13 protein-coding genes are annotated in these 14,998 nt (G+C 70.3%); 4 read left to right on the top strand and 9 right to left on the bottom strand.

What is annotated here, in order from left to right:
• Positions 1 to 47 precede the first annotated feature (47 nt).
• Positions 48 to 818: a lysophospholipid acyltransferase family protein gene (locus ABH923_RS01850; protein WP_370053495.1), complete on the top strand. Its 771-nt coding sequence runs from the start codon at positions 48 to 50 to the stop codon at positions 816 to 818.
• A 212-nt stretch (positions 819 to 1,030) separates the two neighbouring features.
• Here ABH923_RS01850 and ABH923_RS01855 read toward each other — a convergent pair whose 3' ends face one another.
• On the bottom strand, positions 1,031 to 1,504 hold the full coding sequence (locus tag ABH923_RS01855; protein WP_370053497.1) for an OsmC family protein: 474 nt from the start codon (positions 1,502 to 1,504) through the stop codon (positions 1,031 to 1,033).
• A gap of 38 nt (positions 1,505 to 1,542) precedes the next feature.
• Here ABH923_RS01855 and gabT point away from each other — a divergent pair, with 38 nt between their 5' ends.
• Positions 1,543 to 2,898: a 4-aminobutyrate--2-oxoglutarate transaminase gene (gene gabT, locus ABH923_RS01860; protein WP_370053499.1), complete on the top strand. Its 1,356-nt coding sequence runs from the start codon at positions 1,543 to 1,545 to the stop codon at positions 2,896 to 2,898.
• Complete coding sequence (locus ABH923_RS01865; RefSeq protein ID WP_370053501.1) at positions 2,895 to 3,893, top strand: asparaginase; 999 nt, start codon at positions 2,895 to 2,897, stop codon at positions 3,891 to 3,893. Before gabT ends, ABH923_RS01865 begins: the two co-directional genes overlap by 4 nt.
• A 102-nt stretch (positions 3,894 to 3,995) precedes the next feature.
• On the opposite strand, the gene ABH923_RS01870 is transcribed toward ABH923_RS01865, so the two are convergent.
• From ABH923_RS01870 to ABH923_RS01885, 4 genes are read right to left on the bottom strand one after another with little or no spacing between them, the layout of a single operon-like run.
• Complete coding sequence (locus ABH923_RS01870) at positions 3,996 to 4,823, bottom strand: ABC transporter permease (RefSeq protein ID WP_370053503.1); 828 nt, start codon at positions 4,821 to 4,823, stop codon at positions 3,996 to 3,998.
• On the bottom strand, positions 4,820 to 5,740 hold the full coding sequence (locus ABH923_RS01875; RefSeq protein ID WP_370053505.1) for an ABC transporter permease: 921 nt from the start codon (positions 5,738 to 5,740) through the stop codon (positions 4,820 to 4,822). The genes ABH923_RS01870 and ABH923_RS01875 overlap by 4 nt, the downstream gene beginning before the upstream one ends.
• Positions 5,741 to 6,940 carry an ABC transporter ATP-binding protein gene (locus ABH923_RS01880; protein WP_370053507.1) on the bottom strand — a complete coding sequence of 400 codons (1,200 nt, stop codon included), beginning with the start codon at positions 6,938 to 6,940 and terminating at the stop codon, positions 5,741 to 5,743. It abuts the gene before it with no gap.
• Entirely contained in the window at positions 6,940 to 8,154 is a 1,215-nt protein-coding gene (locus ABH923_RS01885) for a PotD/PotF family extracellular solute-binding protein (protein WP_370053509.1), read from the bottom strand. The genes ABH923_RS01880 and ABH923_RS01885 overlap by 1 nt, the downstream gene beginning before the upstream one ends.
• A 370-nt stretch (positions 8,155 to 8,524) precedes the next feature.
• On the opposite strand from ABH923_RS01885, the gene ald reads away from it, so the two are divergent.
• On the top strand, positions 8,525 to 9,640 hold the full coding sequence (ald, locus tag ABH923_RS01890) for an alanine dehydrogenase (RefSeq protein WP_370053511.1): 1,116 nt from the start codon (positions 8,525 to 8,527) through the stop codon (positions 9,638 to 9,640).
• 65 nt (positions 9,641 to 9,705) lie between these two features.
• Here the strand turns inward: ald and ABH923_RS01895 are convergent, their stop codons facing one another.
• Genes ABH923_RS01895 through ABH923_RS01910 form a run of 4 tightly spaced genes read right to left on the bottom strand, consistent with a single transcriptional unit; the run spans position 9,706 to position 14,937 of the window.
• Complete coding sequence (locus ABH923_RS01895) at positions 9,706 to 10,323, bottom strand: zinc-ribbon domain-containing protein (RefSeq protein ID WP_370053513.1); 618 nt, start codon at positions 10,321 to 10,323, stop codon at positions 9,706 to 9,708.
• Complete coding sequence (locus ABH923_RS01900) at positions 10,320 to 12,629, bottom strand: DUF3488 and transglutaminase-like domain-containing protein (protein WP_370053515.1); 2,310 nt, start codon at positions 12,627 to 12,629, stop codon at positions 10,320 to 10,322. The genes ABH923_RS01895 and ABH923_RS01900 overlap by 4 nt, the downstream gene beginning before the upstream one ends.
• Positions 12,626 to 13,969, bottom strand: a complete 1,344-nt coding sequence (locus tag ABH923_RS01905; RefSeq protein WP_370053517.1) for a DUF58 domain-containing protein — start codon at positions 13,967 to 13,969, stop codon at positions 12,626 to 12,628. Before ABH923_RS01905 ends, ABH923_RS01900 begins: the two co-directional genes overlap by 4 nt.
• Positions 13,966 to 14,937 carry an AAA family ATPase gene (locus ABH923_RS01910; protein ID WP_370057261.1) on the bottom strand — a complete coding sequence of 324 codons (972 nt, stop codon included), beginning with the start codon at positions 14,935 to 14,937 and terminating at the stop codon, positions 13,966 to 13,968. The genes ABH923_RS01905 and ABH923_RS01910 overlap by 4 nt, the downstream gene beginning before the upstream one ends.
• Positions 14,938 to 14,998 lie beyond the last annotated feature (61 nt).

Raw genomic sequence — 14,998 nt, forward strand, 5'->3', positions numbered from 1 at the left:
CGAAACGCATGCCCCCCGGAGCATACGAACGGGACTACCCTCGTTCTGTGAGTCAGACAGCACCCGACGACGGGCACGAGGCAGAGGCCGAGGTCCTCCCGCGGCCTGGGCTGACCTACTTCATCGGCCGCCGCGTGGTCGCGCCGCTGCTGCGCCTCATCTACCGGCCGCACGTCATCGGCGCCCGCAATGTGCCGCGCCACGGCAAGATCATCCTGGCCAGCAACCACCTGTCGTTCATCGACTCGCTGGTCATCCCGATGATCTCGCCGCGCCGCGTGCAGTTCCTCGCCAAGTCGCACTACTTCGAGGGAACCGGGTTCAAAGGCGCCATCTCGCGGTCGTTCTTCACCGCGATCGGCGCGGTCGGCGTCAAGCGCGGAGCCGGGCAGGCCGCCCAGGAGGCCCTGGAGCAGTCCCGGCGGATCATCGACACCGGCGCCGCGTTCGCGCTCTACCCGGAGGGCACCCGCTCGCTCGACGGCCGCCTCTACAAGGGGCGCACCGGCATCGGTTGGCTGGCGCTGACCACGGGCGCCAAGGTCGTCCCTGTCGGGCTGATCGGCACGAACGAGGTGCAGCCGGTCGGCGCGAAGTTCCCGCGCGTCCGCCGCATCACCATCGCGTTCGGCGAGCCGATCGACGTCGCGCACTACGGTCCGGCGGAGTCCGGCCGCGCGCGGCGCCAGGCGACCGACGAGATCATGGCGGCCATCCACGGCCTCACCGGCCAGGAGCTCGCCGGCACCTACAACGAGTCGCCCCCCGCGAACACCGTCGAGCGCGTGAAGCGCGCCCTCCGCCCCGAACGCCTCTAGCACCCTCCCCCGCCGCGACATTCGTGCCGAATGTGCGCTTTGCGGCGCGCATTCGCGCGATTCGGCACGAATGCGGTGGTTCGCGATTCGTGCGGAATGTGGCGAAAGCAGCGCGCATTCGCGACATTCGGCACGAATGTGGTGGTTCGCGATTCGTGCGGAATGTGGCGAAAGCAGCGCGCATTCGCGACATTCGGCACGAATGTCGCGGCTCAGGCCAGCGTGAGGGTCTCGGGCTCGTGGCCGACCGGGAAGTTGACGCTTGCGGCGATGAAGCACTTGGCCGCGGCGGGGGCGTGCAGGGAGGCCGCCAGTTCGGCCTGCGCGGGGTCGGCGATCGTCACCCTCGGCCGGAGCGTCGCGCTCGTGAAGTGGCCGCCGCCGTTGTTCGTCTGCTCCATGACGCCCGTCGCGGCGTCCGTGTAGCCCACGACGACGAGGCCCGCCCGCGCGGCCTCCGCCAGGTAGCTGAGCATGTGGCACTGGCTGAGCGCGGCGAGCAGCAGCTCCTCCGGGTTCCACCTGTCCCGGTCGCCGAAGAAGGTGCGGTCCGCCGATCCCTCGATGGGGTGCTTGCCCTCCGTGCTCACCGTGTGGTCGCGCCCGTAGGCCTTGTAGTCGCTGGTCCCCTCCCCGCGGTTGCCGGTCCACTGCAGGTCGATCGCATAGCGGTGCTCGAGCTTCATGGTTCGATTCTCGCACCCCGGCTAAACTGGCCATCATCATGACTGACACCCTGAGCACGCCCACGTTCACCGTGGAGCAAGAACGCCGCATCGTCACCGCCGTCCCCGGCCCGAAGTCTCAGGAGCTGCATCAGCGCCGCCTCGCCGTGGTGCCCACCGGCGTGTCGTCGGCCCTCCCCGTGTACATCGCCCGTGCGAACGGCGCGATCCTGGTCGACGTCGACGGCAACCAGTTCGTCGACTTCGGCGCCGGCATCGGCGTGACCACGATCGGTCACACCGAGACGGCGGTCGTCGCGGCCGCCGCCGAGCAGCTTCAGGACGTCATCCACACGCTCTTCACCATCACCCCGTACGAGGAGTACGTGCGCGTCGCGGAGCTGCTGGCCGCGCACACGCCGGGCGACCACGCCAAGAAGACCGTGCTGGTGAACTCCGGCGCGGAGGCCGTCGAGAACGGCGTCAAGATCGCCCGCAAGCACACCGGCCGCCGCGCCGTCGCCGTGCTCGACCACGCGTACCACGGCCGCACCAACCTCACGATGGCCATGAACTACAAGGCCATGCCGTACGCGACCGGCTTCGGCCCGTTCGCCGGCGACGTCTACCACGCGCCCAACTCCTACCCGTACCGCGACGGACTCAGCGGCGCCGAGGCGGCCGCGCGCACCATCGCCTACCTGGAGAAGGTCGTCGGCGCGACCGACCTGGCCTGCCTCGTCGCCGAGCCGATCCAGGGCGAGGGCGGCTTCGTCGTCCCGGCCGAGGGCTACCTCACGGCGCTGCAGGAGTGGTGCACTGCCAACGGCGTCGTCTTCATCGCCGACGAGATCCAGAGCGGCATGGCCCGTACGGGCGCGTTCTTCGCCAGCGAGCACTTCGGCCTCGTGCCCGACCTGGTGCTGAGCGCCAAGGGCATCGCGGGCGGACTCCCGCTGGCCGCGGTCACCGGCCGCGCCGAGATCATGGACTCCGCCCAGCCCGGCGGCCTCGGCGGCACCTTCGGCGGCAACCCGGTCGCCGCGGCGGCCGCCATCGCGGTGTTCGAGCAGATCGAGAAGGGCGGCCTCCTCGCCCACGGCGCGCGCATCGAGAAGGCGCTCAAGCCGGCGCTGGAGACACTGCAGCAGAAGTACGACATCATCGGCGACGTGCGCGGCATCGGAGCGATGGTCGCGATCGAGCTGGTCCAGCCGGGCACCGGCGGGACCACCAAGGTCCCGAACCCGGAGGCTGTCAGCGCGATCATCGCCTACGCGGCGCAGCGCGGCATCCTGTTCCTCAACGCCGGCACCTTCGGAAACGTGCTCCGCTTCCTGCCGAGCCTCGCCGTGAGCGACGCGCTCATCGCGGACGCCCTGTCCGTCCTCGACGACGCCTTCGCCGCGCTGTGACAGTGGAGGTCTTCGGAACCGCGGATGCGGTGGAGCTGGCGGTCGTCGAGCGCAGCGGGTTCGTCGAGTCCCGCCACGCCGGGTCGGCCGTGGTGCTCGGACCGGACGGCGACATCGTCCTGTCCCTCGGCGCGCCGGAGAAGCCGGTGTTCCCGCGCTCCTCGCTGAAGCCGTTCCAGGCCGTCGCGGTCATGGGCGCCGGCGTGGCGCTGGAGGGCGCGGGCGCGGTGCTGGCGACCGCGAGCCACGCGGGCACGCCCGCGCACATCTCAGTGGTCCGCGGGCTGCTCGCTCAGGCCCAGCTCACCGAGGACGCCCTGCACTGCCCCGCCGACTGGCCGCTGGACAGCGCCGCGCGTGAGAACGCGATCCGCGAGGGCGCGCAGCGCAGCCCGGTGTTCATGAACTGCTCCGGCAAGCACGCCGCGATGCTGCTGGCCTGCCGGGTGAACCACTGGCCGATGGAGAGCTACCTCAGCCAGCAGCACCCGCTGCAGCAGCACATCCGCGACACGACGGAGCGGCTGACCGGCGAGAAGGTCGTCGCGACCGGGATCGACGGCTGCGGCGCGCCCGTGCACGCCATGTCGCTGCTCGCGCTCGCGCGCGGCATCCAGCGGATCGGCACGGCGTCGGAGGGCTCCCCGTTCGCGCTCTTCCGCAACGCGGCCGTGCTGCGCACCGCGGTGCTCGCCAACGGCTGGGCCATCGACGGCCCCGGCCGCGCCAACAGCGTCGTGATCGACGAGCTCGGCGTCTTCGCCAAGCTCGGCGCCGAGGGCGTCATGGTGATGGCGGCGCCGGACGGGACGACCGTGAGCCTCAAGGTGCTCGACGGCAGCCTGCGGGCGGCCTCCATCGTCGCGCTGTCGCTGCTGGCCGACACCGGCGCCGTCGAGCGCTCCGCGGTGGACGCCGTCGCCCCGAAGCTGGACCTCGCGGTCCTCGGCAACGGCGTCCCCGTCGGCGCCATCCGCCCCTCCTACACCCACTAACCCCCAACCCTCCTCCGCCGAGGGGCACGTTGTTGTCACTTCCGCGCTCGAAAAGTGACAACGACGTGCCCCTCGGCGGAGGTGGGGAGGGTGTGGTGAGGGTTATTGCGTGCGGGCTAAACGTTTGGCGCGGGCGGCGGCGGTGAGTTGCGAGATCAGCACGACCAGGATCGTCAGGATGAACACCGCGGACGCGATCACGTTCGCCTGCGCCGGGATGCCGCGCGACGCCGCGATATAGATGTACATCGGGAACGTCGTCACCGCGCCGGCGTTGAAGTTCGTGATGATGAAGTCATCGAAGCTCAGCGAGAACGACAGCAGCGCGGCCGACAGGATGCCCGGCAGCAGCAGCGGGAACGTGATCCGCCAGAACACCGCGTTGGGCGAGCCGTACAGATCGCGCCCCGCCTCCTCCAGCGCCGGGTCGAGCGACGCGACGCGCGCCTTCACCGTCACGACCACGAAGCTGATGCAGAACATGACGTGCGCGATGATGATCGTCCCGAAGCCCTTGTTCACGCTGAGGCTCAGGAACTGGGCCGCCAGACCAGCACCGAGCACGACCTCCGGGCTGGCCATCGGTAGGAACAGCAGCAGGCTGGTCTGCGACCGGAACCGGAACCGGTAGCGCATCAGCGCGATCGCGATCATGGTGCCGAGCACCGTCGCGATCACGGTCGACACGATGCCGATGACGATGGACGCCGTGAACGCGTCGCAGATGCCGGCGGCGTCGCACACATTCGTCCAGTTGCGGAGGGTGAAGCCGCGCCAGGCGATGTTGTTCTTGATCGCGTCGTTGAACGAGAACACGAACGTGTAGACGATCGGGATGAGCAGGAACGCCAGCGCCAGGAATGCGTAAACGCCGAGCCCGAGCCCCTGGAACCGGAAGCGCCTCCGCGGAGACGTCGTCGTGGTCGTCACAGCAGGTCCTCCGTCCCGCTCCGCCGCACGTAGAACCCGACGATCACCAGGATGACGGCCATCAGGATGACCGACATCGCGGCCGCCGCCGGATAGTTCTGCAGCACCAGGAAGTTGCTCTCGATGACGTTGCCCATCATCGAGGTGTCGGCGGCGCCGAGGAAGTCCTGCGACGCGTTGATGTAGTCGCCCGCGGCCGGGATGAAGGTCAGCAGCGTCCCGGAGACGATGCCGGGCATCGACAGCGGGACCGTGATCTTGCGGAACGTCATCCAGTTGCTGGCGTAGAGGTCGCGGCCGGCCTCCAGCAACCGGGTGTCCAGCCGCTCCAGCGTCGAGTACAGCGGCAGCGTCATGAACGGGATGAAGTTGTACGTCAGACCGAAGATGACCGAGAACGGCGTGCCCGTGATGTGGGCGTCCGGCGGGAGGATGCTGATCGCCTTGAGCGAGCTCGCGACGAAGCCGTCGTCGCTCAGGATGGACTTCCACGCCAGCGTCCGCAGCAGGAAGCTGATGAAGAACGGCGCGATGACGAGCGTCATCAGCAGGTTCTGCAGCACCGGCTTGGACCGCATCTTGACGCCGATGAAGTACGCCAGCGGGTAGCTGATCACCAGCGCGGCGGCCGTGGCGATGAGCGCGTAGCCGAACGAGCGCAGGATCTGCGGCCAGTACTCCGAGATCGCGTCGGTGTAGTTCTGCCACTGGAACGCCGGGACGTACTGCCCGATGTCGCCCTCCGGCGCGGGCGCCTGGAACGACGTGATGATCAGCGATACCAGCGGCGTCAGGAAGAACAGCACCAGGTAGAGGATGCCGGGCAGCAGCAGGACCAGCGCGATCCCGGACTTGCGCCGCGCCGCGGGCTCCTGGCCCTGGGTGGCGGGAGGCCCGGTGAAGGCGGCGATCGCCATCTACGCCTCCTCCAGCTCGGAGAGCAGCCGCTCCTTCGCCTGCGCCGCCACCGCCTGCGTGTCGGTGTCGTCGGCGAACTTCCCGTCGGCCGGCGGCTCGTCGGCCAGCACGAAGGTGTGGGAGGCCTCCCACGACACCCAGACCTGGTCGCCGAAGCCCGCGGCGGGACCGCTCGCGAGGTTCTGCGCGAAGACGATCACGGTGCCGATCCCCGGCACGTCCACGAGGTACTGGGTGCTCACGCCGCTGAACGAGACGTCGATGACCCGGCCGGGGCCGAGCCGGTTCGCGCCGGACGGGATGGTGTGCTCTGCCGCGTGCAGTGTCAGCTTCTCCGGGCGGACGCCCACGGTGACCGTCCCCGAGCTGCGCTGGGCGCGCGACCGCGGCACCTGGATGCGGTGGCCGGCGACCTCCACGCCGAGCGTGTCGCCTGCGCTGTCGAGCACGGGACCGGCGAACAGGTTCGACTGGCCGAGGAAGTTCGCCACGAACACGGTCGACGGCAGCTCGTAGAGGACCTCTGGCGCGCCCATCTGCTCGATGCGGCCCTTGTTCATCACCGCGACCGTGTCGGCCATGGTCATGGCCTCCTCCTGGTCGTGCGTGACGTGCACGAACGTGAGGCCGACCTCGGTCTGGATGGACTTCAGCTCCAGCTGCATCTGGCGCCGGAGCTTGAGGTCCAGCGCGCCGAGCGGCTCGTCGAGCAGCAGCAGCGCCGGCCGGTTCACGACAGCGCGGGCGAGCGCGACGCGCTGCTGCTGACCGCCGGAGAGCTGGGACGGACGCCGCGCGGCGAGGTGGTCGAGCTCGACCAGTCGGAGCGCCTCGTGCGCCTTGGCGACCGGGTCGCCGATGCGGCGGCGGCGGAGACCGAAGGCGACGTTCTCCAGGATCGTCATGTGCGGGAAGAGCGCGTAGCTCTGGAACACCGTGTTCACCGGCCGCTGGAACGGCTTGGTGCTGGTGACGTCCTTGCCGCCGATGAGGATGCGGCCCTCCGTCGGCTCCTCGAGCCCGGCGACCAGCCGCAGCGTCGTCGTCTTGCCGCAGCCGCTCGGGCCGAGCAGGGCGAAGAACGACCCGGCGGGGATGGTCAGATCGAGGCTCTCGATGGCGGTGAACCCGGGGAACCGTTTGGTGATGCCGACGAGCTGCAGGTCGGCGCCGGACTCGGCGAAGACTCCCTTCGGCATCAGGCCCCCAGGATCACTTTCTGGAACGACGCCTGGTACTTCTGCTCCTCCGCGGGCGTGAGGGTGCGGAAGATCTTGACCTTCGACAGTGTGTCGCTGTCCGGGAAGATGAGCTGGTTCTCGGCCAGGGTCGGGTCGATCTTGACCGCGGCCTCCTTGGCGCCCTGCACCGGCGTGATGTAGTTCACCCACGCGGCGACCTCGGCGGCGACCTCCGGCTCGTAGTAGTAGTCGATCAGCTTCTGGGCGTTGGCCTTGCGGGGCGAGCCGATCGGGATGACGAAGTTGTCGCTCCACAGGGTGCCGCCGGCCTCCGGGATGGCGAACTGCCAGTTGTCGCCGGCCTCGGCGTTGAGCTGGGTGATGTCGCCGGACCAGCAGATCGCGGCGAGGGTGTCGCCCGACTTCAGGTCGTTGAGGTACGAGTTGCCCTTGATGTTGCGGATCTGGCCGTCGTTGACCTCCTTGGTCAGCTTGTCGATGGCCTTGTTGTAGTCGTCGTCGCTGAAGTGCTTGGAGATGTCGACGCCCTGCTGCAGCAGGAGCAGGCCCATCGTGTCGCGCATCTCGCTGAGTACTCCGACCTTGCCCTTGAGGTCGGGCTTCCACAGGTCGTCGATGGACTTCAGGCCGTTCGGGAGCTTCGACTTGTTCCAGCAGATGCCGGCGAACCCGCTCTGCCACGGCAGCGACTTAGTGCGGCCGGGGTCGAAGTCGACGTTCACCAGGTTCGGGGTGAGGTTCTTCTTGTTCGGGATGGCCGACGCGTCGAAGCTCTGGACGTAGCCGAGCCGGATCCAGCGCGCGATCATCCAGTCCGTGAGACACACCGTGTCGGCGCCGATGTCCTTGCCGAGGGCGAGCTGGTCCTTCACCTTGGCGTAGTACGTGTTGTTGTCGTCGACCGCGACGTCGTACTTGACCGACATCCCGGTCTGCTTCTGGAAGGCCTCCAGCGTCGGGTACTTCCCGTTCGCGTCCTGGTCCAGGTACGCCTGCCAGTTCGCCCAGGTGAGCGTCTTGTCGGTGGACGACTGGTCCTTCGCCGGTGTCGGCTTGCCCGACGCCCCGCCGGTCGAGCAGGCGGCCAGCGCGAGCGCGGCGGCGCCGGCCGTCGCACCGGCCAGCAGACCGCGGCGGGTGAGCTGCGACGCGCGGGCGGACTGCACCAGCTGGCGGATCATCGGGTCATTCGGGAGTGGCCTGGATTTCACTGCGGAGCTCCTTCTGGTGAATCTGGTGGTTCCGGGAGGATCGATCCGCCGGAGCACGTCTCTGTGCCGCCGCGGTGGGTCGATCCTGGCATAGGTCCGGTGCGATTCGCACCCTTGAGCGGGCGAATCGTCCATTTGGAAACATGATCGTCACGAAATCCGTTCCGATTCGTCCGAAAGACGGAGGAAACCGCACACAGCGTGCGGTGCACGGATGAGCATCGAGACGAACTGACGAAATCGGCCCCGATCGGAGGCCGAATTTACGGAATCAGCAAGATCACTCCCGAATTGCTATCGAAATCGTCCGTGAAGAAAGCTAAGGTGAAGTCGAACCATCACGTCGAAGTGTGAGGAGCTGAGGAGCCCCATGAAGGTCGCGATCCCCCGCGAGATCAAGAACAACGAATTCCGCGTGGCGATTACGCCCGCAGGTGTCCACGACCTGGTCGGAGCCGGCCACGACGTGTACGTCGAGACCGGAGCCGGAGTGGGGTCGTCCATCCCCGACGAGCTCTACATCGGTGCGGGGGCGACGATCCTCCCCGACGCGGCCACCACCTGGGCGGCGGGTGACCTCATCCTCAAGGTGAAGGAGCCGATCGCCTCGGAGTACGGCTACTTCCGCGAGGGTCTGGTGCTCTTCACGTACCTGCACCTCGCGGCCGACGAAGCGCTCACCCGCGCGCTCGTGGACGCCCGCGTCACGGCCATCGCGTACGAGACGGTCCAGCTCCCGAACCGGGCGCTGCCGCTCCTCGCCCCGATGAGCGAGGTCGCCGGCCGGCTCGCGCCCATCGTCGGCGCGAACACGATGCTGAAGCCGAACGGCGGCCCCGGCCTCCTGATCCCCGGCGTCCCCGGCACCCACCCGGCCGTCGTCACCGTGCTCGGCGGCGGCGTCGCCGGCACCAACGCGACCTCGGTGGCTGTCGGCCTCGGCGCCGAGGTGACGGTGCTCGACACGAACATCGCGCGCCTGCGCGAGCTCGACGCCCTGTACGCGGGCCGGATCAAGACCATCGCGTCGAACAGCTTCGAGATCGACAAGGCCGTCACGGAGTCCGACCTCGTGATCGGCTCGGTGCTCGTCCCCGGCGCCAAGGCGCCCAAGCTCGTCAGCAACGAGCTCGTCTCGCGGATGAAGCCGGGCAGCGTGCTCGTGGACATCGCCGTCGACCAGGGCGGCTGCTTCGCCGACTCGCACCCGACCACGCACGCCGACCCCACCTTCACGGTGCACCAGTCGCTGTTCTACTGCGTGGCGAACATGCCGGGCGCGGTGCCGCACACCTCCACCTACGCGCTCACCAACGCCACGCTGCCGTACGCGCGGGCCATCGCCAACAACGGCTGGCAGGCCGCCCTGCGCGCCGACGCGTCGCTGGCGCTCGGCCTCAACGTGCACGACGGCCGCGTCACCAACGCCGGTGTCGCCGAGGCGCACGGGATCGTGGACGCGCCGCTCGCGGACGCGCTGGTCTGACCCGGGCGATGTGGGCTGGGCGGGAGGCCGCTCAGCCCGCATCGGAGCTCAGCTGACGTCGAAGCTCAGCTGACGTCGAACCATTGGTCCCCGATGTCGACGCGGGTCCCGCGCTCGACGCGGTAGCGGCGGCCTGCCTCGCACTGCCGCGCGGTCCCGCCGAGCGGGCGCGCCACCGTGCCGTTGCCGGAGTACCGGTCGCAGATCCAGAGGTCGTCGCCCTCCAGGCCGAACTCCAGGTGGGTCTTGGAGACGCTCCTGGCAGGGTCGGAGACCGCGACGAGCTGGTCGACGTGCTCCCCCGGCTGCGTGATCGGGCGGCGGCCGACGAGGCCGCTGCCGCGCACCTCCACCGACTCCCCCGTCGAGAAGCTCAGCCGGTAGACGCGCACGCGCGCGGCCGGAGGCGCAGGAGGGGCGCTGTCGAGCGACACGATGTCGATCGCCTCGGTCGGCGGCAGGCCGTCCTCGTCCAGCTCGACGTCGCCCGGGAACCGCCCGGCGACCGCGGGCTTCGAGCGCCCGACCGGCGGCTTGGCGAGCGGCGGGACGATGGAGGTGTCGGACGGCCGGGAGTCGGCCATCTCGGGAGGCCGCACACGCGAGGCCGTCACCGAGCTTCCGCAGTTGCCGCAGAACAGCGTCCCGTCCTTCAGCTCCGCTCCGCACACCCGACACGTCATCGCCTGCTCGTCCTCTCGCCCGTCCTCCCACGGTATCCGAGGGAGCGCAGCGAGACCGCCGCGAGCCACCGCTTCCACCGCGTGTCGCGCCGATCGAGCTGGCCGCGGAGGTCGTCCACCGCCTTCCAGACCGAGTCGGCCTCCTCACGGCTGGGCGCCAGCGGGCTGAACACCGCGCGGTCGGCGACCTGGGCGAGCGCCGCCGCCCTGGTGCCGCCGATGGTGGTGGCGAACTCGAGGCGCGTCGCGGCAGGCGGCCGCGCGTAGCCGTGATCGACGGCGGCGTCGGCGAACTCGCGCCAGCCGCCCACGATCCGCTCCACCGCGGTCGGCGCCGACCTGCGCAGCGACCGTCTGCGCCACTTGGCCGCGATGACGGCGAGGAACGGCGCCGCGATCAGCGCGACGACGAGCAGCGTCCAGCCGATGACGCTCAGGATCGCCAGCAGCGCCTCCAGCACCGGGTTGGGCGCCGGCGGGTTGGTGCTGTCGACCTGCGCGTTCGGCGGCTCCTCGTTCTGCTGGGGCGTGTCGTCGATCGGCGGCTGCACGTTCGTCTGCGGACGCGAGATCTCCGTCGGCTGCTGCGGCTGCTTCGGCGGGACGGTGCGCACCGGCGGCGTCGGATCGACCGTGACCCAGCCGGTCGTGGTCTGGACCTCGATCCAGGCCGACGCGTCCGAGCCGAGGAAGGTGACAGGGCCCTGCGCGTCGGACGGCGCCACGAACCCCATCACCACGCGGGCAGGGAAGCCGAGCTGACGGGCCATCAGCGCGGCCGTGACCGCGTACTGCTCCTGGTCCCCCAGCATCGGAACATCGGTCAGGAGCTCGGTGATCCGGTCGGCGCCGTGACCGGAGCGGCTTGCCGGCTCGTTCGTGCCGACGCCGTGGGAGAGGTAGCCGTCGGTCTGCAGTCCCTTCAGCGCGGCGGCGAGCTTGGGACCCGCGCCGGTGACGCCAGCGGTGTACTTCTGCAGGGTCGACTGCAGCTCGTCGGGGACGACGGTGGGGCGCGGCACCGAGTCCGACCCCGGCTCCACCTTGGCGAGCTGGGACGCGCTCAGCTTCGGCGGGGTGACCGAGTCGGCGACGTAGGTGTCCCCGTCGTGCAGGGAGGCCATCACGGCGCCGGTGCCCGTCACGTCGTTGTAGAAGTACGCGCCGGACAGGTTCGTGGCGTGCGGGCCGTAGAACTGGATCTGCTCGAGCTGGCCGGTGCCGGGCACCCACGGACCGCGGTAGCCGCGCACGGTCACCGTGAGCTGGGTCGGCTCGCCCTTCGTGCCGCTCTGGTCGAGCCGGTACGGCAGCCGCACGAACGACCCGGAGGCGCTGGAGACCGCATCGGTCCCGACCGCGTAGGTGACGCCGTCGTAGGTGTCGAGCGTCGCGATCCTGACCCGCCCGTCGGCGGGCAGGCCGGACACGCTCAGCATGGGCTCGGACGCCGCAGCCGGCTCGAAGTACGACCGGAACCCGGTCAGCGGGCTCGGGTAGGCGCGCGGGTCGAACGGCTGCTCGACCGCGGTCCGCACCACCTGGCGGTCGTTGGCCGGCGGCACGAGCGCCGTCGCGCCGAGGCCGACCGCAGCGGCGACCGCGAGCATCACGGTCGCGCCCACCGCCGTCAGCACCGCCGTGGAGCCGCGCTCGCGCCGGGTCTCGACGGTGAGCCCACTCTGCTCCCGCAGCGTGCGCACCGCGGCCGTCCTCCTGCGCAGCCGCAGCCGGATGTTCCACACCAGCAGGAGGGCGAAGAGGGTGAGCACCTGCCAGAGCGGCGCGGCCGTCACCGCCGAGCCGAACGCGATCCCGGCGATCAGCACCAGGACCGGCGGGATGCCGGCGAGCTCGGGGAACCGCGACCGCAGGGCGATACTCGTCGTGATCACCGACGCCAGCAGCACGAGGATGAACGCGGGCACGAGCAGCGCCTCGTACGACCCGACGGGCACCGAGATCGTGACGAGCTGCTTCCAGGACAGCCAGGTCCCCTGCACCAGGTCGAGGAAGCCGGCCCCGGTCGGGAGCAGGCCGCCCCCGGCCGCCAGGCTCGGCACGGCGAGCTGGACCCCGGTCGCCAGATAGACCAGGACGAAGACCCCGGCCACGACGATGCTGGGCCAGCGGAAGGTCGCGCCGAGCACGCCGATCGCGCCGCCGAGCACCAGTGTCGCCACCAGCATCGTGACGAAGGCGCCGGACTGGTACACCGGCCAGAACGACCACGCCGCCAGCGCCACCGCCGCCAGCCCGAACGCGGTGTCGAGAGCGGCCGAACGCCAGGGCAGCCGGCCTATCACGTCGCGAGCCGTTTCGCGAGGCTGCGCTGGAGGTCCTCCAGGTAGCCGATGGTCAGCACGCTGAGGTCGGCGACGCGACGCAGGCTCGGCACCGCGCCCTCGTCGCACACGATCGCGACCACGTCGACACCGAGCGGGAAGTGCGCCGCCGCCGAGCGGAGCTGCGTCGCCGTCACCGTCGAGCCGCAGAGCAGGAAGGCGATGGAGATGCCCGCGGCGTCCTCGCTGGCCACCTGGGCGAGCTCGGGCAGCCGCAGCGCGGACGACGCCGTCTCCACCCCGGCCAGGTCGTCGAGCAGCCGGCCGCGGCCGACGGTGCTCAGCCGCCTGACGCTGAACACCACGCGCTTGGCGAAGTCGGGTGTCTCGGCGCTCGCCACCACCGAAACCGTGCGGGAGTCGAGGATCGCGCGCACGCCGAGCGAGCCGGTGGCGCTGACGGCCAGCTCGAACTCCTCGTCGGTGGCGTAGTCGGACTCCGACAGGCTGAGCGCGACCAGGAGGTGGCTGCGGCGGGTCTCCTCGAACTGCCGCACCATGTAGCTGCCGGTCTTGGCCGTGCTCTTCCAGTGGATGTTGCGCCGCTCGTCGCCCGGCATGTATTCGCGCAGTGCGTGGAAGGCGACGTCGGACTGGGTCAGGTCGCGGGTCGGCGCGCCCTCGAGGTCGCGGACGAAGCCCGTGCTCATGCTGGGGATGGCGATGGTGCGCGGATGCACGAACAGGTCGAGCGACTCCGCCCACACCATCTCCCGGCGCAGCAGCCCGATCGGGTCGGCGCGCACGGTGCGGACCGGACCGATCGGCACGATCCCCCGTCTGCTGGTCGGCACCACGAAGACGTCGGAGTGCTCCTCGCCGCTCGCGAGGGCGGGTGCGGCGAACTCGGCGAGGCCCGCCCCGACCGGGACCTCCACCCGCACGCCGGGGAGCCGCCGCCGCACCGGGTTGCGGACCGTGACCTCCCCCGGCGCCCGGTCGCCGACGACGACGCGGTTGGTCGGGAGGGTGAGCCCGACGTCGTACGCGATCCGGCCCACCAGGTAGATCGACGCGATCAGCAGCAGGGCGACGGCCATCCAGCCCGCGACGACGGCCTCGGTCCAGCCCAGGACATAGCCGGCCACGAGCGCGAGCACCGTCACGACGAACATCGACCAGCCGAGCGGGGTGATCACCGCGCCCAGGGCGCGCGCGGCCGACGCCACGGCCCGGCCTGCGACCGAGCCGGTGCGGACCACCCACACGATGGCGTCCGCGAGCGCGCCGTCGCGCTCGCCGACGATCCGGGCCCGCGCGTTGGTGAGCTCGACCTGGGTGCGGGTGATGGTGCTGGTCACACGGCGGCCCGATCGCTGGGCGGCGGCACCTCGATGAGGAGCTGGCCGACGACGCTGGAGGCGGTGACGCCCTCGAACTCGGCCTCCGGGTCGAGCACCAGGCGGTGCGCGAGCACCGGCTCGGCCAGGGCCTTCACGTCGTCCGGGGTCACGTAGTAGCGGCCGGATGCAGCGGCGAGCGTCTTGCTCGCCCGGACGAGCGCGAGCGCCCCGCGGACGCTGACGCCGAGCCGGATCTCGTCGGCCGAGCGGCTGGCGTCGACCAGCCGTGACACGTAGTCGTTGATGGTCGGGTCCACGTGCACGCCACGCGCCAGGTCCGCCATCTCGGTGACCGTCTCGGCGGAGATGACCTCGGGGACGACGATCTCGTGCGCCCGCCGCTCCGCGCCCTCCAGGATGCGGAGGGTGGCCTCGTGGTCCGGGTAGCCGATCGACGCCTTCATGAGGAAGCGGTCGAGCTGGGCCTCCGGCAGCCGGTAGGTGCCCGCCTGCTCGATCGGGTTCTGCGTCGCGATGACCATGAACGGCTCCCCGACCGGATGGCGGACGCCGTCGACGGTGACCTGCTGCTCCTCCATGACCTCCAGCAGCGCCGACTGGGTCTTCGGCGAGGCGCGGTTGATCTCGTCTGCCAGCACGATGTTGGCGAACACCGGCCCGCGGTGGAACTCGAACGCGCCGGTGCGCTGGTCGTAGATGTTCACGCCCGTGATGTCGCCGGGCAGCAGGTCGGGGGTGAACTGGACGCGGTTGGTGGTGCCGCGCACGCTCTCCGCCATCGCGCGGGCGAGCGAGGTCTTGCCGGTGCCGGGGAAGTCCTCCAGCAGCAGGTGGCCCTCGCTCAGCAGCGCGACCAGGGCGAGGCGGATGACGTGCGACTTGCCGAGGAGCACGCGGTCGATGTTCTGGACGAGGCGGTCGAACACGCCCGAGAACCAGCCGGCCTGCTCGGGGGTCATCGTCATGCTGTCGCCTCTCGTGGGTGTGAGCAGCGCCGCGCCTGCGCGCGCGCCGTCCTCAGTATGC

It is taken from the genome of Leifsonia sp. EB41 (assembly GCF_041262565.1).
Taxonomy (GTDB): domain Bacteria; phylum Actinomycetota; class Actinomycetes; order Actinomycetales; family Microbacteriaceae; genus Leifsonia.